Below are 18,701 nucleotides of genomic sequence, written 5' to 3'. Positions count from 1 at the left end.
CGGTGTCTATTCCGTATTCACTGTGGAGGTCGCATTGGACGACGAGCCAGTGTGTGGTCAGGAGGTCTGCCCACGTCGGCCCGCCGCTGACGGTTTCGAGACCTTCGTACGAGTCCCAGAGCCCGCTTTCCTCGTCGTATTCGCCGACACCCCGGACGCCCGGCGGGAGCCCGGCTTGTCGGGGGTCGGCTCCGCTTCCCCCTGGTCGTCACCGGCCGCCCACACCTGCTCGGCAGCGTCGAGGCCGCCCGCGATCCACGCCATGACCGTGCGGAGCACCCGCTGTACGTCGCTCCACAGGACACCATCGGACATCAGGTCGTCCCACGCGTCTCCAATCAGGCGTTCGGCGAGGTCGCGCTCTTCGACGTCGCTGAGAACCGCGTCGTCGACCGCCACCGGTTTCCCGGCCTTAACAGCCTTCGCGGCCCTCGCTCCGATCTCCATGAGCCGTACGACGGTCGCGCCGAGCGCGGCATCCGGTTCATAGACGCGGTACGTCTGCCCGTTGACGGGCAGGTCGATGTGTTCGCGCTCGCTGACGCGCTCTTGAAATGCCACGTCAGGCCGCCGGGTTCACTATGAGCGTGCGGCGACCGTTGCCCGACAAATTGACCGTCACGGATTCCAGGTCCGTCGTCGAACCGCCCTCGGGCTCCCACGACACGGCCGCGAACCCGGTATAGGCCTCCGGCCCGCCGAGTTTGTTGTACCAGCGGACGTGGACGGTGCCGGGCGCTCCGAACTGGTCGCTCGCCGCGCGGATGACCTCCTGTCCGGGGTCGTTGGCGCCCGATGAGATGCCCCGCTTTCGCAGCAGCTTCGTCTCAAGCGCCCACTTCAGCTGGGTCTTGACCTCGCTGGCCCACCCATCGCTGTCGTAGTCCGAGTCGTCCTCCATGTTGGATTCGATGGTCGGCTTCAGCTCGCCCATGCCGCGGACCTTCAGCCACGTCGGCGTCTCGGGCGTACCGGAGTCGACGTCGAGCGCCCAGTCTCGCGCGAGGCCTGCCACGAGCTGCTCGGTCGCGCTCGCCGCCTCGAAGGTGATGGCGCCCGTGGCAGTGACGGAACCGGGGTTGAGGACGACGTTCGCGGCGCCCGCGGTACCGGCCGGGGCGAGCGCCTTGATGAGCGTCGGCGACAACGCTTCCCATGCGGGGGATGCGGTGCCGCCGATGAGGACGCCGGTCACGGTGTCGAGGTCGGTGCCGGTCACGTAGTGGTAGGTGCCCCCGGTGGTGGGGGCGGTGTCCGGGGTGACCCCGGTGATCGCGATAGCCATGGTGCGTGTCTCCTATTCGGGACGGTGGGGGGACGGCCAGGCCGTCTGTACGTAGTAGTTGTCCGTGTGCTCGCCGCGCTCGTTGGCGTCGAGGCCGAGGACGGCTCCGGACTGCCAATAGATCTGCGCCACGTGGATGCCGCTGAGGACGCGGTGTGAGAGCCCGTCGAGCGCGGTGAACACGGCATCTCGCAGGCTCATGAGCGTTCGGGGGTCGCGGGTGCCACGCGTTCGGACCTGGAGGCCGACCGTGACATCGGTTGTGCCGTAACCGATCGACACCGGGTAGGGCGTGATCGTGACCGCGCGATCCGGCGAGGCTGGAACGGCGGCGATGAAGATGCCTGCCGCGTCGGGCGGGTAGCCCCCGGTCGGGTTCCATTCGGCGACGCCAGCATCGGCGAGGTACTCGGCGACGCCCTCTACGAGCGCAGACGTAACCACAACCCACCCCCAGACATGCGAAAGCCCGGCACAACGGCCGGGCGAAGTGGACGAGTGGTCAGGTTGCGGTGGTCTTGCGGACGGCCGCAGCGATGAGCGCCGCCATCGTCGGCCCCTCGGAGTTCATGGGACGTTCGAGATATTTCGCCGAGCGCCCGGCGTCATGCTGGTAAGTCAGCTCCTCGTGCTGGCGGACGGCGTAAACGGTGTCGTACGAGACGGCCGCCTGGAGCGCGCCCTCGTCAACCGACACCCGGCCGGATCGTTCGAGGGTGCCCTCTTCGAGCGGGACGAGTCGCCGGGATGCTCCGAGGAGATGTTCCGCAGCGAGCCGGAGCCCGTCCGCGGTTGCCTCCTCGATGATCGCCGACACCTGCTTGCCGTTCCATTCCATGCGGACAGCCATACCGATACCTCTTATCTACGGGCTATTGGCAGACGATCTCAACGTGATCCGGTGTCGGTGCGCCCGCGCCGTGGTGGACGCGAACCGCGATCACCGTCGTCGCCTGCCCTCCGGGGAGGGTGAGGCGCGCGCCTTGCCCGCACTCGGTCCCGGTCGGCGCGTACACCGTCGTCTCCGACAGGGCCTCCACGCCGTCGAGGTCCAGGACCCGGCGGCGCCGCGCTTCGACGTACGCCGTGACCGAGGTGGGCGGCCCGTAGGCGGGGCCGTATGGCGTCTCTACGCGCTCCCCGATCTGCACGGTTGGAAGGTCCGGCATGACGCCCGCGAGCACAGCCAGCATGTCCACTGTCAGCACACCCCCGGCACGCCAGGGACGAGCCCGGCCAGTTGCAGGATCGCGTACGCGCGAGCGAGACCCGGCGTCGTCGACGTCGACGAGCCTGGTGTTCCCGGCGAGCGCCTGGTCAGCTGAGCCGACCCGATCGCCACCGACGACCACGGACCCGCACCATCACCGGTCGTGTCCCCGTCGGTCCGGGCGGCGGCGGCGAGCGCGCACGTCGCGTCCGCGCTCGCCTGCCGCTGCTCGGGGTCGGATGGGTAGCCGTCCTCGTCGGTCGCGTACCGCGCCGTCAGGAGGAGCGACCCGACCTCGGTCGACGCTGCCCGGAGTGCCTGTGCGGCACCGGGAGGCGGGGCGTCGAGGCCGAGCCACTCGGCGTACTGGTCGGGGGTCGCGTAGACGAGCACGGTCAGTCCTCTTCGGGTTCCGCGGTCGCGTTCTCCGCCTCAGCGGCGGCCGCGATCAGCTCCGCCTTCGACATGGCCTCGGCCTCCGCCTGGTCGTCGCCGCGCACCGCGACAAGGTAGGCCACCCACTCCGGCTTGTTCGCCGAGAGGGGGGGCCGATCCATCGGGTCCGCCGTCGTCGGTTGGGGGGCGTCGACGCAGACCCACGCGGGGTCAGCGGCGAGCGCCTTGTCCTCATCAGAGCCGGGGGCGACACGGACGCGCTCGGCGACGTGCCGCCCGGCATAGCGCTCGTACGTTGCCACGGCTACACCGCCAGCCCGGTGAGGACGCCGTGGGCGCGCTCGTTGCCGTACTTCAGACCGATCTCGCCATACAACTGCACCGCATCCGACGCGCCGGTCTTCGCCAGTTCCTCTTCAAAGAACACGCCCTTGCCGGGAATGTTCATGAACACGGGCATCAGCTGCTCCAGCGAGGACACGATGATGACGTCCTGGGGGACGTGTCGGTCCAACATCACGTTGAGGGTGCCGAAGTCGGTGAGGATCGTGTCCACACTGACGCCGCCGATCGTCCGCGACGTCTCCTGGAACTTGCCGTACGCGTCGGCGTACGCGTGCGTCAAGGCTCGCTTCTGCGTGCTGTTGACCAACAGGGTCGCGGTCTCCTGTTCGGTGATGCCGCCGTTGTCGTACACCATCTGCATGAGGTCGCCCACCTGGTCGGTGGTCAACGCGGTCGCCGACGGCTCCGTGAACGCCAGGCCCGTAGCTGTGCCGAGGGTGATGGCGGCGCCGCCCGCGCTCGACGCGACGCCGAACGTGTCGGTCGCGGCGGACACGACGTAGTAGACGCGGCCCGCGACAATCCCGGTGGCGGTGGAGGTATCGGTGAACACGATCCGGTCGCCGTTGGCGAGGCCGTGACCGGCCGAGGTGATGACGGTCGTCGCCGACGTCGCACCGGTGACCGAGGTGCCAGCGGCGATCCGGTTCGTCGTGATCGCTTGGAGGAGGCCGCGGGTGCGGCGCGCGGTGCCGTTCGTGGTCGGGTTGGCGTGGGTGCCGTTGATGAACGAGAAGTTCACGTCGAGCGCCACGCTCTTCAGGGCTTCGGCGATCTGCCAGTCCAACTCGTTGGTGACCGGGTTCGACCCGTCCACGCTGCGGAACGGCGCCGCGCCGGGTGTCTGAAGCTGCCCGAAAGCAGCCTGCTTCGTGTACGAGACCTCCACCTTTTCCTGGTGGATCTGGACGACGTTGCGGACGTTCGCGCGGACACGCGCCTCAGCGGTGGGGGCGGCGGCGCCTTCGACCTTGGTGCGCTGCGCGGGGTCGCGCAGGTCCGAGGTCTGCCACTCGAACTCGACGCCGGTGGTCTGGCCGCCACCGGTGAGGCCACCGATCGCGGACAACAGAGGCGTCGAGGACGGGGTGATGGCGAACAGCTCGCCAGCGTAGTTGGGCAAGGAAAAGGTCGTGCCCATTCCGGTGATACCGGCCATGGCTTACTCCTATGTTGAGGAAGCGGCGCGTTGCCGCTTGAGGCTGATGACCCGCTTGACGTCGCGGTTCTTCTGGGCCTCGGCGATCTGTTCGTCGAGGCTGGCGGGCGGAGGCGTTGGCGCTCCGCCGAAGTCCCCACCACTGCGGCCCGGCCCTCGCGAGGGGGCGAGCTTGGCGAGCTTGTCGACGGCGGCCGTAATGGCGGTGTCGTCAACGTTCCCGTCGTCGCCGAGGAATCGCGAGGCGTCCACGAGGTCGGCGAGCGCGTCGGAGTCGACGCCTTTCGCGGCGCACGCGGCGCGGAACTCGGCTGCGGCCAGACGGACGCTGTACTCGGTCGCGGCGGCCGTGCGGCCCCGCGTCTCGGCCTCGGCGACGGCCTTCTCTTGCTCGGACATTGCGGCCTTCTGGACCTTCTCCAGTTCGGAGGCGGCCTTGTTGTTCTGCTTGGCCAGCTTCTCCCACTTGCGGGCCTCGGCTTTCCAATCGGTCTCCTCCGCTGCGGGGGCGTCGGTAACCGGTGGGGCCGGGGGCGGTTGCGGGGTCGGGGGCGTCGATTCCTCGGTGTTGACAGTGGTGTCGGACATGTGCGCTCCCGTGCGGGATCGTGCCTCGGCCATGCGGCGTCAGCGGGTGGAATGGGTTGTGCGAACCGCCATGCGGCGGAAGTCTGAGTGGACACGCTGAGCGGACTGAATGTCCGACGTCGAGGCGCACCCGAAGCGGTACTAATTGGTCCATGGAAGACACATGGAGCACACGAGACTTGCCCGTTCTTGACGCCATCGTGCGTCGGACTGATCAGGGGCAGAGCGCGGTCCGCCCGAATGAGATCGAGCAAGACACCGGCTTTGACACCAAGACCGTGGAACGGGCGCTACGTGCGCTCGCCAGCGAAGAGCAAGACCTGTTTCTTGAGGTCGCGTGGGGCTTTGGGGGCGGAGCACCTACAGTCTTCGGCGCGACAGGACATGCGCGGCGACTTGCCGGGGCTTGGCCTACAGCGGACGTCCTGGCCGACCGGCTCATCCAGACAATGAAGGACATGGCCGATGCAGAAGAGGATGAGGAGAAGGCTTCCCGGCTGAAACGAACGGCTGCCTGGTTCGGAACGACGGCGCGCGACATTCTCGTTCAAGCGCTCGCCAAGGGGGTAACAGGCCAAATCGGTTAAGCGGGCCGGACTTCGTACAACGGCTCGTAGAACCGGGCTTCGAGAACAACACTGGCGGGTTCGCCGCGCTGATGCGCGAGCGCGTGGACCCGCCACACGTACGAGATGGCGCGGCCGGTCTCGCGGGCGTTCTCCTCGGTCGGCTCGGCCGCGTCGAATCCTGCGGCGTTCTCCCCGTCGGACCAGACGTGGCCCATGAGGATGCCGCGCTTGTACAAGGCGATGCGGCGCACGGGTTTCGTCGTGGTGCGGTCGTAGCCGGGAGCGCTCCCGGATGGTACGGGCGCCATGTCGCCCCAACGGTTCTCGTCGGTCACGTGTAGCCCTTCCATGCGTCGCGGTACGGGTCTGGTGTCCAGTCTGGCGCAGGTGTCCAGGAGTCGTCCGCGAGGAACTCGGCTTCGATGTACCAGGATGTGTGCCTCTGGTAGACGTCGTGGACGATGAAGCGGGCGTTGCGGCCAATGACGACCTCACGTTCATCTGTGCCGAACTTCGAGATGGGCATGACGTTCATTGCCGAGAATCCTTGCGGCACACGGAACATCCAGTAGATCTGCCCTGAGAACGCCGCCCTCGCACCGACTGAAGCGCTCGTGAAGCCTTTCTCGGTGAACGTCTTCCCGATGAGTGCTTTCATGCTGGCTGTGTCGTAGGTGTCGGCGCCGAGGCTTTTCGCGACGGACGCGCCTACTCCGCGATGGACGATGATCGATTCCGGGAGCGACGCTTTCGCGAACGCGGAATCAAGGTCGCGAAGGAGCGCCTCGTATTTCGCCTGGTCTGGTGGTTTCTGCCAGTCCCGCAACGCGTTGTTGATCATGCTATAGCTGGAGCCGGTGTACGCGACGACGGCGCGGCGTTCGTCGTCGGTGAGAGTCGGCATCGGTAGTTCCGCCATCGCCCACGTAACGGCATCGTCATTGTGCGTGTCGCGTCGGCCGGACTGCATGCCGGGTGGGCCTGCGGTTGCGCGCCGTTCCAGTTCGGCCCACAGTGCCCGAAGTGTTGCCGCGCGCTGTTCGTCCGATTTGATCTGTCCGAGGCGGCGTCGGACGTACTTCACCGGGTCGCCAGCGGTGCGGAGCTTCTTCAGGAACGTCGGGAACTTCGGATCGCTGGCGCCGGTGTCGGCGAGCGCGGTGAACCGGTCGAGCGCGGCGGCGATCTCGTCTGCGTCGTCCCCGGTGGCGGTGGCGAGCGCGTCCGTCAGGCCCTGGATGGTTGTGTCGTCGTCGACGTCGAGGAGGCTCGATAGGCCAGCCTCCCCAGGAGCGGGAGGCGGCGGAGGTGGAGGTACTGGCGGTGGCGGTGGCGTGGGGGGAGCGCTCGGCGGTGGAGGCGGAGGTGGGGGCCAGATCGCGCCAGCAGAGTCGTTGCTGCCAGCGGGCGGAATGTTCCCCGCGCCGATGCTCTCCCTGTAGGGGAGGCGTTTCAGTGACGGATGTTCGTCGAGGTGTTCGCGCATTGCGCCCTGCCAGCCGCGGACCTTCCGGCGAGCCTCCAGGCGCTCCTCGTCGTCGATGGCGGCGGCGGCGCGGGTCTTCCACTTCCTGATCTGGCGTTCGATGGCGCGTTGGCGTTGGCGTGCTTCGTCGCCGTCAGGGTCGGCCAACGGCGGACCAGGTAGGACGGTGACGCCCGGCAGGTAGGCGCTGATCGAGTGGCGGCAGTTCGGGTGGAACAAGCCCTTCGCGCGGGCTTCAGTGAGGGTGGCGGTCACGTTGACCGTGATGGTTTTGCCCGTGAGGACGTGCTCGATGTCGACGTGCCCGGACGGACCCGCGAGCGCGAGGACCTTGCCCTCGAACGGGCGGCACAGGGCGCATTCCTGCGGCGAGTTCGAGACGTACACGAGGGTGATGCCGGACGCGCTGAGCCGGTCCGCTTCGCCCTGCACAGCTGCTCTCTGGGTGACGGTGCGAACCGCCATCTCCACATAGCTGGAGAGCTGCCATTTCTTGCCGGAACGGTCGGTGAACCCGGTGATTCCTCTGTCCACGAGGCCTTGCCAGGCCGCTTGTGAAGCGGCTCTTCGTGTTTCGGCGCCGGTAAGGGTGCGGGTTGTCGCCGCAGCGATGACGGCACGGTAGGCGTCTTCGACGTCCCTGAGGATGTTCTGGCTCTTCTGGCCGACGTCGGCGGTGACGGCGCCAGCGAGCGCTTCGATCCCGCCCCACCCGGTGACCACGTTCGCCGCTGCTTTCGCGGCGCTCGCGATGTCGTCGGGCAGGAGCGCTCCCAGTGTCGTTGTGGCCGCTGTGGTTCCGGCCTGGTAGGCGGCGGCTACGGCTTCGCGGAGCGCGGTCGAGGAGTCGGCGGCGAGCCGCGCGGCGATGGCCTCGGCGGCCCTACGCAGATCCCGTGTGGCGGCCAGCTTCTGGACTGCCCACCCTGGGGGGTCGCTGTCGGGCCAGGTCGCGAGGTGTTTCGCGATCAGCCGGACCAGTGCCGCCTCGGCCTCACGGTAGAGGGCGACGACGCTCGCGGTGATCTGGTCGAGGTGGTCGGGGTCGACGGCCACGAGTCACCCCCTACGCGTCGGCGGGCGGCTGCTCGTCGGTCTCGGGGAGTTCGTCGGCGGCGAGCGCTCGCCCGAACATCTCGGGGTCTGCGGTGGAGGCGCCGTCTTCGTCGCGGATGCGTTGCACCTCAGCGGTGATCTGCTCGTCGTCCCAGTCGGGGTGGAGTTCGCGCACCTTCTCTTCGGTCGAGATGGCGCGGGCGGTGTGCAGTTCGCGGAGAGTCCGGGCCTGCGACTCCGGGTCGACAGCCACGCCGTCAGGCCACTCGATCGTCAGATCCGTGATGGGTGTGCCGTCGACTTCGGCCAGGACGCGCACGATGCTGTCCAATGCGGGCGCCCAGTACCTGACCTTCCGCGACCTGGTGATCATGTCTTTGCGGTCGAGCGAGTTCACCTCGGTCGCCGTCGCAGGGCCGCCCGTGTCGGAGTCGAGCCCGAACGACCGGCCACTGTAGCCAGCCGATGAGGTGATGTCACGCTTCAGCGCATCGACGACCCTCGCGTGTTCCTCGCCGCGGATCGTCGGCTGAATCAACTGGATGTCGAGACCCTGGTCTCCACCAAGGACGCTGACCGGCTCGTAGATCTCCTGGTCCACATCGAACGACGCGCCTTCGCCGGGGCCGTGCCCCTGGAGGTACTGGCGCGGGACGATGAGCCGGGCGCGGCCGAGGTCGACGTCTCGCATCCACGACGACCACGCGGCGTCGAGCTGGTCGAGCATTCCCTCCAGGCCGGAGTAGTCGGAGACTCCGAGCGCGCTCGCCTCGGGGAGGGAGCGCCAGATCCTGTTCGGCCTCACGTTCGGGACGTACGCGACCGCCAGGACGTCAAGCCCGGTGTCGACGGTCTCGGGGAGACCCGCGGTCTCGGGATAGTCCGAGAGAGCAACGCGGGTACCGATGTCGGTGACCGTGCCGTCATACACGCCGTGCTCAATCAGGCCGTCGCTGTGGTGCTCCAGGTGGCGGACGATCCTGGTGCCGTCGGACCAGATCGCGCGCCACACCGTGACCTCGTGCAGCTCTCCGTCGCGCCAGACAGGGACGGCGGCGTCGGGGTGGATGACGGTCAACCGGGTCGGGGTGTCGGTGCCCCACACGGCGCGCAGGTACACGCCACCGAGTGCGGCGCAGATCTCGGCGCCCTCCTGGAGCGCGGCACGGAAGGAGTCGTCGAGGAGGTCATCCAGGTCGATGTCGGCGACGAACGTGGGCGGCTCACTGAAGAGGAGCGCGGCGGAGGCGCTCGCGATGTCCCCAGCGAGGGGATAGTGAACGCGGTTCCGGGCCGGTTTCCCAGTCCCGACGACCTCGCCCCAGAACCAGCGCCGCACGTACGTGGCGACACGGTGGATGATCCCGCGCAGTCCCGTCGGAGCGCGTCCGCTGTAGACCTGGCTGATCTGCTCGGGATCGCCGGAGTACCAAGCGGACCATTCGTTGATCTTCGCGTTGACCGGGTTGAGCTGTCTCGGTGGCCATTCGGCGCCGGATGTCGGCAGAGGCACGGGCGCACCTCCTATGCGGCGAGCGCGACGTGGGGTTGCCAGATCGCGCGAGTGGTGTGGATCGCGTACCGGAGCGCGTCCAAGCTGTGGTCGTCGGCCTTGATCGGCTTGTCTTCGCCGCGCTCGGCCGCCTGGTCGTCCCACGAGTAGCCGGGGAGTTCATCGAGGAGGCCCTTGCAGGAGCGGTGGATGCGGAGCCGGTCGGCGCCGAGCACGGTCGAGACGGTGCGGATGCCGTCCAACACTTCGTTCGAGCCGGGGGTGACGATCAGCCCGTCGTGGTAGAGCTGCGCTCGCATGGACGCGGCGGACGGGTCGACGACGACGTACTCGGGCGCGATCCCGGTCTGCCCTGCGACGGTGATCCCCGCGAGCCATTCGCGGATCGCGGCGGACTGCTGCGCGTCGGTGAGCTGCTTCAGTTGGCGTTTCGAGTCGTATCGCCACTCGGCGGCGGCGTACAGGCGACGGTCGGCGCCGAGTCCGAGGAGGACCGCAGACGTGGGGTTGGTGGTGCCGTAGTCCAGGCCGACAGCGAGCCATGACGCGATCGGCGGTAGCTCGGCGACGACGTGGGTGGTCTCGTCCCACATGTCGTAGACGGCGCCTTCGGCGAGGCACCAGTCTCCGAGGATGAAACGCCGGTACCACAAGCCGACGTACTCCGCCTTCAACGCCTTCACGTAAGACGGGTCGAGGGCGGGGTTGTCGTCCAATGTGAAGTGCCACGTCGCCAGGTCGAGTTCACCGCGGCGGAGGATGAACGACTTCCGCAGCCAGTGCGCGGGGCCGTCGGGGTTCGTCGTCGCCAGTAGGCGAGCGCCGGGGACGCTGAGCCGCGCGAGGAGCTGGTTAAAGAAGCTCTCCGGGACGAGTGTTGCCTCATCGACGTACGCCAGATACGCGGTCAGGCCACGGATGCGGCCCTCAGCACGAGCATCAGATGCGCCGACGAGGTGAACGGTCCGGCCGAGGATGACCGCGGTTGTTGCACCTCGGGTGTGGTGGATCTGGCCGGCCACGATCCCGAACAGGGCCGAGTCCTGGAGAGGTTCGATCACGTTGCGCTCGATCGTCTGGAGCGTCCGCCCAACCACGAGGATGAGCCCTTGCGGCGGTGCGTCCGCGATTCCGATGAGGAACGCGATCAGCGACGCGATGGTCTTACCACTTCGGACGGCGCCACTCCACACGGAAATTCGCGCATCCGTGGACTCCGCTATCGAGCGGATCTGCTTACGACTGAGGAGTTGCGTCGCGCTCGTCAGGTTCATCGAGGTTCCATGCGGCGACCTTCAGGGCGTCGCCGAGACCGGACAGGAGCGACCGGGCGGCGCTTGAGGCGTCTTCGACGTCGGTGACGCGCTCGGCAGCCGTCGTGTAACTGGAGACGGCGGCGGCCAGGTCACGTTCATCGCGGGGCGCCGGGTCGTCGGTTCGGATCGTGATCACCTCACCGGTGACGGTCGCGGTCTTCGTGACGAAGGTGTCGGCGTCGAGGCGGTCGAGGATCGCGTGAGCCCGCTGGAGCGTACGGAGCGCGAGCCGGGATCGGAGGTCTCGGACGTCGGCCTGTCGAGCCGCCGTCGCGTGAAGCGTCTGCGAACGTTCGAACGCGTCGGCCGGTCCGTTCTCGTCTTTGAGTTTGGAGACGGTGCTGGGGCTGACGCCGTGCTTGGTGGCGATGGCGCGGCAGGCGAGCTTCCCGTCTCGGATGTCCGCGAGGATCGCGTCGCGCTTATCGCTGGGAATGCGGGGAGGCAAGGAGCACCTCCCACTATGGTCGAACCATGGAGAACCCGAAAGTCCCGAAGACCTGGGCGGAAGTTCGGGCGCTTCCGGATGACGAGCTTGTTCGCCTATACGACTGGAAAGCCGAGACCACTGCGACTGGACTCTCGTTCTACCGGGACGAGTTGCGGCATCGGGAAGAGATGCGGTTCATTGCAGAAGCGCAACGGGCAAGCCGTAGAGCCGCGAGGTACACGACGGCTTCGTTCTGGGTAGCTGTGGTGGCTGCGCTGATTGCTCTTGCGGCTGTCCTATTCGGGTAGGGCCGCCGAGAGCGGCGGCGGCCCTTGTCGTTCGGTTACACGGACCAAGATCCTGCATCGTCCACTGCGAATGGAAAAAGTCGGCGGAGGACAGACCTCTACCGACTACTTACACCAATGTGACACACGTGTTCGATGAGGTCAAGGCGGGGTCGGAACTTGACGTCATGCCGCCACCGTGACGCGGGATGCGAGGTTGAGGGCGTCGCCGATGCGGTATGTGGGCCTGCCGTCGGGCGTACGCCCCTTCGCGATGATGCGGCGCCGGGTCGCCCATTGCCGGACGGTCGCAGCGTTGACCGGTGCTCCCCAAGCGGTGAGAACGTGCGCCAGGACGTGCGCGGGTTCGAGCTGATCGAGGACGAGTGACACGAGCCAGGCGCGGCGCTCGTCGGTGGCGTAGCTGGTGCCGCAGTCGGGGCACTTCACCCAGGGAGCGCCGCGTACGGCCCGTAGGTCGCGCTCGCATTGCCCCTCGTCGGCGAGCGCGCCGCATGGTCCGACGTAGACGAGTTCGGGCGGGGCGTCGAGCGCTCGACGAAGCTGCCGGGCGGCGTCGTGAAGTTCGTCGAACACCTCGGCGGCGTACTCGCGGTGCCGGAGCCACGGGACCTGTGCGGCAAGGAATCGCGCGATCTCGGGAACGGTGTCGGTCGGCGGGTCGATGCCGCGCTCCTCCAGGATGTCGCGCGCCCACGTCGTCAAGGTGTTGCGGATGACGTCGCCGACCTCGGAAGCGGATGGGCTGTACGGAAGTGGTTCTTCTGCCGAGGGTCGGCCGCCGGTGCCGTCGCCGTAGTGGGCTTGGCGGGCTACCACGGTGTCCAGATCGCTTGCGTTGTCGGCGATCCACGCGAGCGCGTCGGCGAGTCGGGTCGAGCAGGGGTGGCAGACGAGGGCCGCGTCAACGGCTGGTTGATCACACTGGACACATGCGGACATGACGACCTCCATACGCAGCAGAGCACCTGGGGATATTTTCCCAGGTGCTCCACACTGCCCTGTCGCGTGGTCTGTCAGGTGTGGTCGGAGACGTAGTCATCGACGAGGCCCTGGTACTCGGGGCAGTACGCGGCGACGGCTGATCCCGTGGCGGCGCCGATCGCGGCGGCGCTGACGTCGCTCGTGACGCCCTGGGCCATGATGTCGCCGACGGACACTCCCCGGTCGAGGGCGTCGCAGATGGTGTGGCCGAGGGTGATCAGCGCGGCGTCGGTGACCGCGTTGAACTCGCTGCCGGAGAGGGACCGGACGGTCGCGACGTATGCGGCGTCGAGGTCGAGGGCGCTGGTCTGGGCGTTCTGGGTGGTGGGCGGGTAGGTGGGCGGGTCGTCGCTGCTGGCGGCGATTCCTGCGAGGCAGAGGATGCCGGTGAGGATGATCGCGGCGACGATGCCGATGGTGCGTCCGGTGGTGGGCGGGTCGGTGGCCTCGGACGCCGGGGCGGGCGTCTCGGTGGGCTCGGGCGTGGGCACGGTGGGCTCGGACATGTCAGCACTTTCTACTGTGGTCTGGCGTGCCGGGCCAGGGGCTCTGAATCGATTGTGTGCCAGGCGATGCCGGTCGACATCGCCTGATCGGGTGGTCCGTCAGTTCGAATCGTCGGGGCGGATGATCTGCGCGGCGATGATCGCTTCGATCTCGGCATCTTGGACGGCGAGGCGCTCGGCGTACATGCGGGTGAGGGCGGGCCGTAGTTCGTCGCCGTGGGCGGAGGCGAGCGCGGACACCATGAGGTGCATGGCTTGGATGACGGGCCTGTCGTACACGGCGCGGTCGGCTCCGTCCGTGGCAACGGCGATGACAGCGGTCCACCCGTTGTCGGTGAGGCGCCACGCCTCCACGTCGTCGGGGACGGGTTCGGCCAGTCCGAGCGCCTGGAGGTCCAGGAGGACGTAGTTCGCGGTCTCGTCGTCGTCGTCGAATACGAGCGCGATCACGTAGTCGGCGACGTGTTCGTCGGTGAGGAGCATCAGGAGCGCGAGGCGCTGGTCTTGGCTGAGGTCCATCATTGTGGTTACTCCTGTGCGGGTGTCGAACCAGGACGGGAGGGGGACCACGCCGTCTATCGGCTGGCCGTAGTCCCCCGGCATGCTGGTCATATGTGGTAGGTGACGAGGGCGAGCGCTGCTGTGGGCGGGAGGCTGTCGATATAGGCGTTCGCGTCGACGTCGTACGCGTATCGGTCGGGGTAGTCGGCGCTGTCCATCCACGCCCCGTCGAGGGTGAGCGTCGAGGAGGTGGTGACGGCGGCGGCGCGGTACCGCTCGACGTAGCCGACCTCGTCGACGTCGACTTCCTCGACCGGGGAGTGATCGGGGTACGCGTCGCGCTGCGCGCGGAAAATGAGCTGGTCGGTGTACTCGCGGCGGGCGTCCAGCCACGCCATCTCGCCGGAGACGACCCGGCTCGCGTACTCGTCCCACGGTGTCAGGGGCGCGCAGGTGGCGCGGAGGCTGAGCCAGTGCTGGTATCGGTCCTCGGCGGCGGCGACGACGGTGTGGCGCATGCCGTCGATGTCGAGGTCGGCGAGTAGTCCGGCGTCGACACGGCCGGTGCCGTCGCGGAGGCCGAAATGTACCTGCTGCGCGCGGAGACCCCAGTAGTCCCATTTGGACCGGGGGTTGTATGTCGACACGGCGTAGGCCCGGTCGGTGTCGGGGTCGTAGTGCATCTGCACCTCGTCGGGGTACCGCTCCGTGTGGAGGCGGACGACATCGGCCCAGGTCGGTGCCTCACCGAGGCGCTCGGCCCAGGCCGCGCTCGCGGCGAAGCCCTCGCGCTGCTCTTTGTGGGTTTTGCCGCTGTCGTGACTGGACCATCCCAGGTATCCAGGCACGTACGTCTTCAAGCCGGTGCCGTCGCGGAGGTGGTCGCGGTCGCGGCGCGCTGCGGTGACGAACCAGTGGCCGGAGGGGTCGCCGGTCTCGTAGTTGCGGTACGGCGCGACCTCGGTGGTCTCGTCGAACGGCGCGAGCGCCTCACCGAGGCGATCCATCATGTTGTCGAGGGCGGGGAGTGCGACGAGTACGTGGAAGTGCATTGCGGTGTCTCCTTTGTGGGGTGCCCGGCCCCTCCGTGCGGGGCCGGGCGAGCGGGGTGGTTAGTGCTGGCTCGCGGACTCAGGTCGACCGAACGTGATGGTCACCTCGACGTCGCGTCCGGGGCAGGTCGACACGGGGTCGGCGTGCGCAGTGGTGGGGTCGCAGTCCGGGTCGATGACGATGCCGGCGGGCCACGCGATGCCGACTTCTTGCATTCGTCGGAGTAGGGCCGGGAGTTTGTCTCCGCCAGCGTCGTACAGGTCGAGATAGTCGCCGTCGGCGGTGTCGGGGGCGTTTCCCGCGAGGTCCCACGCCTCCTGGGCTAGGGCCGGGTCGACGTCCGCCCAGGCGCGCGGCATGTCCCCAGTGCTCTCGTCGTCGTCGTGGATTTCGTTCGAGATGGCGAGGAGCCGGACCACGACCTGGTGGCAGGTCGTGCAGGTGGTGAGGTGGTCGCGTCCCCATGGGGTGAGGTCAACGACGTCGGCCGCCCCTCCACAGTGGGGACATTTCGTCATGGTCTGGTCGTTCATGGGGTCTCCTCCGATCGGTGGTGGCCGGGGCTTGTGGCCCCGGCCGGGCGATCGATTAGGCGGTGAGAGCGTCGACGATCTCGGCGACGGTGCCCTGACCGAGGACGACGTGGCCGAGGACGAGTCCCCAGGTGCCACCCAGGGGGGTGATGCGGGTGCCGTCGGCGAGGTCGACGCCGCCGGGGGTGGCGGTGGCGGTGATTCCTGCGGTGGCGAGCTGGGCGGCGATGTCCTGGGTGGTCATTTGTCCTCCTGGGCGACTGAAGTGATGTCCCCACCGTACCTTGTGTGGTGTATGATCGCACACTAGAATTACAAGGTAAACCCAGATAGATCCGAAAGTAGGATATACGTGGTGAGTAGAATCCTTCGGCGAGCGGCTACCCTCCTGGGTGTGACCACCGTGCCCAAGCCCGACCCGCGCATTCCGCCGCTCGTCAGCCTCCGAGAGGCTGCCCGCATCCTCGGCAAACACAAGAACACGGTGCTGAAACGCGCCCGCGCGGGCCAGCTTCAGTGCGCCCGCGTTGACGAGGACGGCGAGTGGGTATTCGTCCGTTCCCACATCGAATGGGTCGCAAAGAAAGAAGCGAGGGAGGATGTGTCGTGACCGCACAAGCCGTGTCCCACACACACGAGACGTGCCGCCATGAGTTCTATTCAATGAGCTGTGACGAGTTTGAGCAGCTGATTCAGCGGGCTAACGATCGATGCGAAATCTGCTCCGTACCAAGCCATGCGACCAAGCACGGAAAGCTCCACATCGACCACGACGCTCGACTTGGTAACTGGGCCGTTCGCGGCTTGCTCTGTTCGAGGTGCAACACCTTGTTGGCCAATGGAACGGTGTTTCGCCCCGAAGCGGAACGGTATTTGGGCAACGTTTGGCGAACAGAATCCAGCCATGATCGTGCTGTGTTTCGCCCGGACCCATGGACAGCGTGGAAAGAACAACTTCGCCTTCTCTCCGCTCGACCTGTTGATCGTGCGGCTCGCAATGTCGCGATCGTCCAGGCCACCCGCGAGGGAATGCGACAACGAGACATCGTGGCCGCGACCGGCCTCAACCGCGAGCAGGTCCGCCGGATCGTGCGCACAGCCGAGGCGGGCGAGGAGTAGGCCGGCGTCACGGCTCGGCCCTCCCCGCAACGCGGTCGTTCGCGGTGGCGCGGGTCGCCGCAGTCGATGACCGGTTCGCTGCCGAGCACGGGCCACACCGGCACGACCAGTGCTGGTAGCCCGACGCCGACCCGTGGGGCGCCCGCGGATGCACGAGCCGCCCTCCGACGTCGACGCGTTCGGCGCGACGCTCCGCGCGGACCTTTCGCAGGTACTCCGCCACCTGGGTCATGACGGCACCTCCCACCCGCACATCCGCGCCGCGGCGACGACCTCGGCGACAGTGGGGTTCTGCATGTCCACCCGGATCGCGCGGTCGACGCTGTGAGTGCGGTGGAACATCTCGACCCGCCACGTGCCCGACGACGGCCAGTGCCGAACGAGCGCGCCGCGCTGAGCCCGTTCAGAGTCCCAGCACTGCCAGTACTCGACGCCGCCCGCGCTGCGGCCCGTGCGGCGAAGTGGGGCGCCGACGGACCGGGCGGCGCGGATCAGATCCCGCAGGGTCACATCAGACATGCTCACCTCCACGGATGGCGGCGAGGTCGCGGCCGTGCCGGGTCGCGCAGTCGGTGCACTGGCGCAGCCGGTACGGGGTGTCGGCGCCGAGCAGGTCGTCACCGGGGTAGATCGTGGTCGACCGGTACAGGTCGCCAACCGCGATCATGTGCGGGTGGCTGCCGTCGTGGCAGCGCCGCGGCTTCCGGGCGCGGTGGATGCGGTCACTCATCGGTGGCTCATCTCGTCGGCGCGGTCCCGCAGGATGGCGGCGGCGTCGGTGAGGCCGGAGCGGTACCAGTACGGACCGCTCAGCGCCTCGCCGCCAGGCGGCAGCGCCTCTATGTGCTCGGCGGCGGCGCGCAGGGCCTCGGCGGCGATGATCGGCCGGACGGCGCGGACGATGCTCTCGGGGTCGCCGCCCGATTCGTAGTCAGCACGCGCGATCTGTTCGGGCGTCATGGTGTGTCTCCTGTGGTGCGTCGGGATCGGATGAGGCGTGCTGCCTCCACGAGCGGGTCGTAGAGGGGTCGGGGGCGGTCGGCGTCGCGTCGACGGCGCTCACGGTTCGCGCGGTCGGCGCGGGCGATCTCGCGGCACCGGCGGAGCGTCTCCTCCTGCGGGGTCAGCGGCTCCTGGCGCTCGGGGACGCGGCGGGAAGCGCGGTCGGCGAGGATCGCGCGGCACGCGGCCACGCCACCGCGGATGCGAACGTTGCGGTCGGGGTCGTCGTCGAATCGCGACGGCTCGTCGTAGAAGCTCACGCCCGGACCTCCCGTCGGCGGTCGGCGCCATCCATGACGACGGTCATGCAGGTCTCGGCGAGGCGCGACCCGATGCGCTCGCCGAGTGCCTCGGATACCTGCGTGGGCGCGATGTTGCTCGTGAAGATGCACGGCCGCATCGCGTCGTAGCGAGCGCCGATGACGCGGTACGTGATCTCTTCGACCCATTCGGATCGGTTGGCGGTGCCGAGGTCGTCGAGGAGGAGCAGGCCGACGTCTCGGTATTGCTCCATGAGGGATTCGGAGTCGCGGCCGTCGCGGGGCCGCACGCTGGCGTACAGGTCGGCGGCGCCGACGGCCATCCATGACGTCGAGTTCGGTCCGGTCACGGCCTCTCGGACGGCGCCGAACGCCTGCCAGGTCTTGCCGACGCCCACGGGTCCAACAAGGAGGAGGCTTGGGCAGTCGGCGGGGTCGCGGTGCCACCGGTCGAGCCATGCCCGCACACCGGGCACGGTGGCGGTGGCGTGGGCGAAGCGCGCGGGGACGCGCTCGGCGAGTTCGTCGACTTGGCGGCGGGCGTGCCACGCGATGACCGCTTCGGGGTTGCCGGACACCAGCGCGTCGGCGCGGCAGGGGCCGCAGTAGATCCAGGTCTGTCCGGGGTGGTCGTCGCACATGCGGGCTGGGGTCGGTGGGGTGGTCACTTGATGCCTCCTCCGTAGTCGATGGATTGGGTGTTGTTGATCGGCCCGGCGTAGGCGGGCTTGCGGGTGGACTGTCCGATGGCGAACCGCAAGGTGTTGGCGGTGACTGGCCGCTCGGGTTCGTCGGTGAGCCGCATCAGCCCAGCGGTGATCTGCTCGTCGCTGTAGTCGGCGGCTACGGCGGTGCGCACGATGGCTTGCACCGCCATGAAGTTCGAGAGCTTCACCCGGTCTGTGTAGACGCGGGCGAGGCGATTGATCCGCTGCCCGGCGGTCTCCGGCTTCTCCGGTTTCGCGGGCTCCTCGGGAGCGTCGAACAACGGCCGTTGCTCCCCTTGCTCCGCTTCCCTCGGCGCCTCGTCGTGCAGCGAACCGGAACGGTTCGCAACATGGTGGGCTTGGGGGGTAAAGGGG

At 68.1% G+C, this 18,701-nt stretch carries 30 protein-coding genes; 4 read left to right on the top strand and 26 right to left on the bottom strand.

Going from position 1 to position 18,701, the window contains the following annotated elements; genetic code table 11:
• Nucleotides 1–57: 57 nt before the first annotated feature.
• The 9 genes from ACM9NP_RS20075 to ACM9NP_RS20035 are packed head-to-tail and all read right to left on the bottom strand — an operon-like array spanning nucleotide 58 to nucleotide 4,983.
• Nucleotides 58–561, bottom strand: coding sequence for a DUF7426 family protein (locus tag ACM9NP_RS20075; RefSeq protein ID WP_415648300.1), 504 nt, complete (start codon nucleotides 559–561; stop codon nucleotides 58–60).
• A 1-nt stretch (nucleotide 562) separates the two neighbouring features.
• Complete coding sequence (locus ACM9NP_RS20070) at nucleotides 563–1,285, bottom strand: phage tail tube protein (RefSeq protein WP_415648299.1); 723 nt, start codon at nucleotides 1,283–1,285, stop codon at nucleotides 563–565.
• Nucleotides 1,286–1,297: 12 nt separating this feature from the next.
• A complete protein-coding gene (locus ACM9NP_RS20065) occupies nucleotides 1,298–1,729 on the bottom strand; it encodes a minor capsid protein (RefSeq protein WP_415648298.1) in 432 nt (143 codons plus the stop codon).
• Between the two features lie 58 nt (nucleotides 1,730–1,787).
• Complete coding sequence (locus ACM9NP_RS20060) at nucleotides 1,788–2,135, bottom strand: minor capsid protein (RefSeq protein ID WP_415648297.1); 348 nt, start codon at nucleotides 2,133–2,135, stop codon at nucleotides 1,788–1,790.
• A gap of 22 nt (nucleotides 2,136–2,157) precedes the next feature.
• Nucleotides 2,158–2,484 carry a hypothetical protein gene (locus ACM9NP_RS20055; RefSeq protein ID WP_415648296.1) on the bottom strand — a complete coding sequence of 109 codons (327 nt, stop codon included), beginning with the start codon at nucleotides 2,482–2,484 and terminating at the stop codon, nucleotides 2,158–2,160.
• A 2-nt stretch (nucleotides 2,485–2,486) separates the two neighbouring features.
• On the bottom strand, nucleotides 2,487–2,888 hold the full coding sequence (locus tag ACM9NP_RS20050; RefSeq protein ID WP_415648295.1) for a hypothetical protein: 402 nt from the start codon (nucleotides 2,886–2,888) through the stop codon (nucleotides 2,487–2,489).
• A 2-nt stretch (nucleotides 2,889–2,890) separates the two neighbouring features.
• Entirely contained in the window at nucleotides 2,891–3,193 is a 303-nt protein-coding gene (locus ACM9NP_RS20045; protein WP_415648294.1) for a hypothetical protein, read from the bottom strand.
• A 2-nt stretch (nucleotides 3,194–3,195) separates the two neighbouring features.
• Complete coding sequence (locus tag ACM9NP_RS20040; RefSeq protein ID WP_415648293.1) at nucleotides 3,196–4,395, bottom strand: SU10 major capsid protein; 1,200 nt, start codon at nucleotides 4,393–4,395, stop codon at nucleotides 3,196–3,198.
• Nucleotides 4,396–4,404: 9 nt separating this feature from the next.
• Nucleotides 4,405–4,983 (bottom strand): hypothetical protein, encoded by a 579-nt coding sequence (locus tag ACM9NP_RS20035; RefSeq protein ID WP_415648292.1) that lies wholly within the window; start codon nucleotides 4,981–4,983, stop codon nucleotides 4,405–4,407.
• A gap of 152 nt (nucleotides 4,984–5,135) precedes the next feature.
• On the opposite strand from ACM9NP_RS20035, the gene ACM9NP_RS20030 reads away from it, so the two are divergent.
• Nucleotides 5,136–5,570: a hypothetical protein gene (locus tag ACM9NP_RS20030; RefSeq protein WP_415648291.1), complete on the top strand. Its 435-nt coding sequence runs from the start codon at nucleotides 5,136–5,138 to the stop codon at nucleotides 5,568–5,570.
• Here the strand turns inward: ACM9NP_RS20030 and ACM9NP_RS20025 are convergent.
• From ACM9NP_RS20025 to ACM9NP_RS20005, 5 genes are read right to left on the bottom strand one after another with little or no spacing between them, the layout of a single operon-like run.
• Nucleotides 5,567–5,887 carry a hypothetical protein gene (locus ACM9NP_RS20025; RefSeq protein ID WP_415648290.1) on the bottom strand — a complete coding sequence of 107 codons (321 nt, stop codon included), beginning with the start codon at nucleotides 5,885–5,887 and terminating at the stop codon, nucleotides 5,567–5,569. The genes ACM9NP_RS20030 and ACM9NP_RS20025 overlap by 4 nt on opposite strands.
• On the bottom strand, nucleotides 5,884–8,094 hold the full coding sequence (locus ACM9NP_RS20020; protein WP_415648289.1) for a phage minor capsid protein: 2,211 nt from the start codon (nucleotides 8,092–8,094) through the stop codon (nucleotides 5,884–5,886). Before ACM9NP_RS20020 ends, ACM9NP_RS20025 begins: the two co-directional genes overlap by 4 nt.
• Before the next feature lie 10 nt (nucleotides 8,095–8,104).
• The gene (locus ACM9NP_RS20015) at nucleotides 8,105–9,607 is read right to left on the bottom strand and encodes a phage portal protein (protein WP_415648288.1); all 1,503 of its coding nucleotides are present in this window, start codon (nucleotides 9,605–9,607) and stop codon (nucleotides 8,105–8,107) included.
• Between the two features lie 11 nt (nucleotides 9,608–9,618).
• Nucleotides 9,619–10,881, bottom strand: coding sequence for a PBSX family phage terminase large subunit (locus tag ACM9NP_RS20010; protein ID WP_415648287.1), 1,263 nt, complete (start codon nucleotides 10,879–10,881; stop codon nucleotides 9,619–9,621).
• Nucleotides 10,844–11,371 carry a hypothetical protein gene (locus ACM9NP_RS20005; protein WP_415648286.1) on the bottom strand — a complete coding sequence of 176 codons (528 nt, stop codon included), beginning with the start codon at nucleotides 11,369–11,371 and terminating at the stop codon, nucleotides 10,844–10,846. The genes ACM9NP_RS20010 and ACM9NP_RS20005 overlap by 38 nt, the downstream gene beginning before the upstream one ends.
• 26 nt (nucleotides 11,372–11,397) lie before the next feature.
• Here ACM9NP_RS20005 and ACM9NP_RS20000 point away from each other — a divergent pair, with 26 nt between their 5' ends.
• Entirely contained in the window at nucleotides 11,398–11,661 is a 264-nt protein-coding gene (locus ACM9NP_RS20000) for a hypothetical protein (RefSeq protein WP_415648285.1), read from the top strand.
• A gap of 165 nt (nucleotides 11,662–11,826) precedes the next feature.
• Here the strand turns inward: ACM9NP_RS20000 and ACM9NP_RS19995 are convergent, their stop codons facing one another.
• The 6 genes from ACM9NP_RS19995 to ACM9NP_RS19970 all read right to left on the bottom strand — a co-directional run bounded on the left by ACM9NP_RS19995 (nucleotide 11,827) and on the right by ACM9NP_RS19970 (nucleotide 15,482).
• A complete protein-coding gene (locus ACM9NP_RS19995; protein ID WP_415648284.1) occupies nucleotides 11,827–12,603 on the bottom strand; it encodes a hypothetical protein in 777 nt (258 codons plus the stop codon).
• A gap of 74 nt (nucleotides 12,604–12,677) precedes the next feature.
• Nucleotides 12,678–13,151, bottom strand: coding sequence for a DUF732 domain-containing protein (locus ACM9NP_RS19990; protein ID WP_415648283.1), 474 nt, complete (start codon nucleotides 13,149–13,151; stop codon nucleotides 12,678–12,680).
• A gap of 99 nt (nucleotides 13,152–13,250) precedes the next feature.
• Nucleotides 13,251–13,673, bottom strand: coding sequence for a hypothetical protein (locus tag ACM9NP_RS19985; protein WP_415648282.1), 423 nt, complete (start codon nucleotides 13,671–13,673; stop codon nucleotides 13,251–13,253).
• An 86-nt stretch (nucleotides 13,674–13,759) separates the two neighbouring features.
• Nucleotides 13,760–14,704: a hypothetical protein gene (locus tag ACM9NP_RS19980; RefSeq protein ID WP_415648281.1), complete on the bottom strand. Its 945-nt coding sequence runs from the start codon at nucleotides 14,702–14,704 to the stop codon at nucleotides 13,760–13,762.
• 60 nt (nucleotides 14,705–14,764) lie between these two features.
• A complete protein-coding gene (locus tag ACM9NP_RS19975) occupies nucleotides 14,765–15,238 on the bottom strand; it encodes a hypothetical protein (RefSeq protein ID WP_415648280.1) in 474 nt (157 codons plus the stop codon).
• Between the two features lie 55 nt (nucleotides 15,239–15,293).
• A complete protein-coding gene (locus ACM9NP_RS19970; RefSeq protein WP_415648279.1) occupies nucleotides 15,294–15,482 on the bottom strand; it encodes a hypothetical protein in 189 nt (62 codons plus the stop codon).
• 150 nt (nucleotides 15,483–15,632) lie between these two features.
• Here ACM9NP_RS19970 and ACM9NP_RS19965 point away from each other — a divergent pair, with 150 nt between their 5' ends.
• The gene (locus tag ACM9NP_RS19965; RefSeq protein WP_415648278.1) at nucleotides 15,633–15,848 is read left to right on the top strand and encodes a helix-turn-helix domain-containing protein; all 216 of its coding nucleotides are present in this window, start codon (nucleotides 15,633–15,635) and stop codon (nucleotides 15,846–15,848) included.
• Nucleotides 15,845–16,357 (top strand): endonuclease domain-containing protein, encoded by a 513-nt coding sequence (locus ACM9NP_RS19960; protein WP_415648277.1) that lies wholly within the window; start codon nucleotides 15,845–15,847, stop codon nucleotides 16,355–16,357. Before ACM9NP_RS19965 ends, ACM9NP_RS19960 begins: the two co-directional genes overlap by 4 nt.
• Nucleotides 16,358–16,585: 228 nt before the next feature.
• Here the strand turns inward: ACM9NP_RS19960 and ACM9NP_RS19955 are convergent, their stop codons facing one another.
• The 6 genes from ACM9NP_RS19955 to ACM9NP_RS19930 all read right to left on the bottom strand — a co-directional run.
• Entirely contained in the window at nucleotides 16,586–16,876 is a 291-nt protein-coding gene (locus ACM9NP_RS19955) for a hypothetical protein (protein WP_415648276.1), read from the bottom strand.
• A complete protein-coding gene (locus ACM9NP_RS19950) occupies nucleotides 16,869–17,087 on the bottom strand; it encodes a hypothetical protein (RefSeq protein WP_415648275.1) in 219 nt (72 codons plus the stop codon). Before ACM9NP_RS19950 ends, ACM9NP_RS19955 begins: the two co-directional genes overlap by 8 nt.
• Nucleotides 17,084–17,317 (bottom strand): hypothetical protein, encoded by a 234-nt coding sequence (locus ACM9NP_RS19945; RefSeq protein WP_415648274.1) that lies wholly within the window; start codon nucleotides 17,315–17,317, stop codon nucleotides 17,084–17,086. Before ACM9NP_RS19945 ends, ACM9NP_RS19950 begins: the two co-directional genes overlap by 4 nt.
• Nucleotides 17,314–17,619, bottom strand: coding sequence for a hypothetical protein (locus ACM9NP_RS19940; RefSeq protein WP_415648273.1), 306 nt, complete (start codon nucleotides 17,617–17,619; stop codon nucleotides 17,314–17,316). The genes ACM9NP_RS19945 and ACM9NP_RS19940 overlap by 4 nt, the downstream gene beginning before the upstream one ends.
• A complete protein-coding gene (locus ACM9NP_RS19935; protein ID WP_415648272.1) occupies nucleotides 17,616–18,287 on the bottom strand; it encodes an ATP-binding protein in 672 nt (223 codons plus the stop codon). Before ACM9NP_RS19935 ends, ACM9NP_RS19940 begins: the two co-directional genes overlap by 4 nt.
• On the bottom strand, nucleotides 18,284–18,701 hold a 418-nt coding region (locus ACM9NP_RS19930), incomplete at its 5' end, for a hypothetical protein (RefSeq protein ID WP_415648271.1). The genes ACM9NP_RS19930 and ACM9NP_RS19935, both read right to left, overlap by 4 nt.

Source organism: Stackebrandtia soli, assembly GCF_965137155.1.
Lineage (GTDB): Bacteria > Actinomycetota > Actinomycetes > Mycobacteriales > Micromonosporaceae > Stackebrandtia > Stackebrandtia soli.
This window is presented reverse-complemented; position numbering and strand designations above follow the sequence as displayed.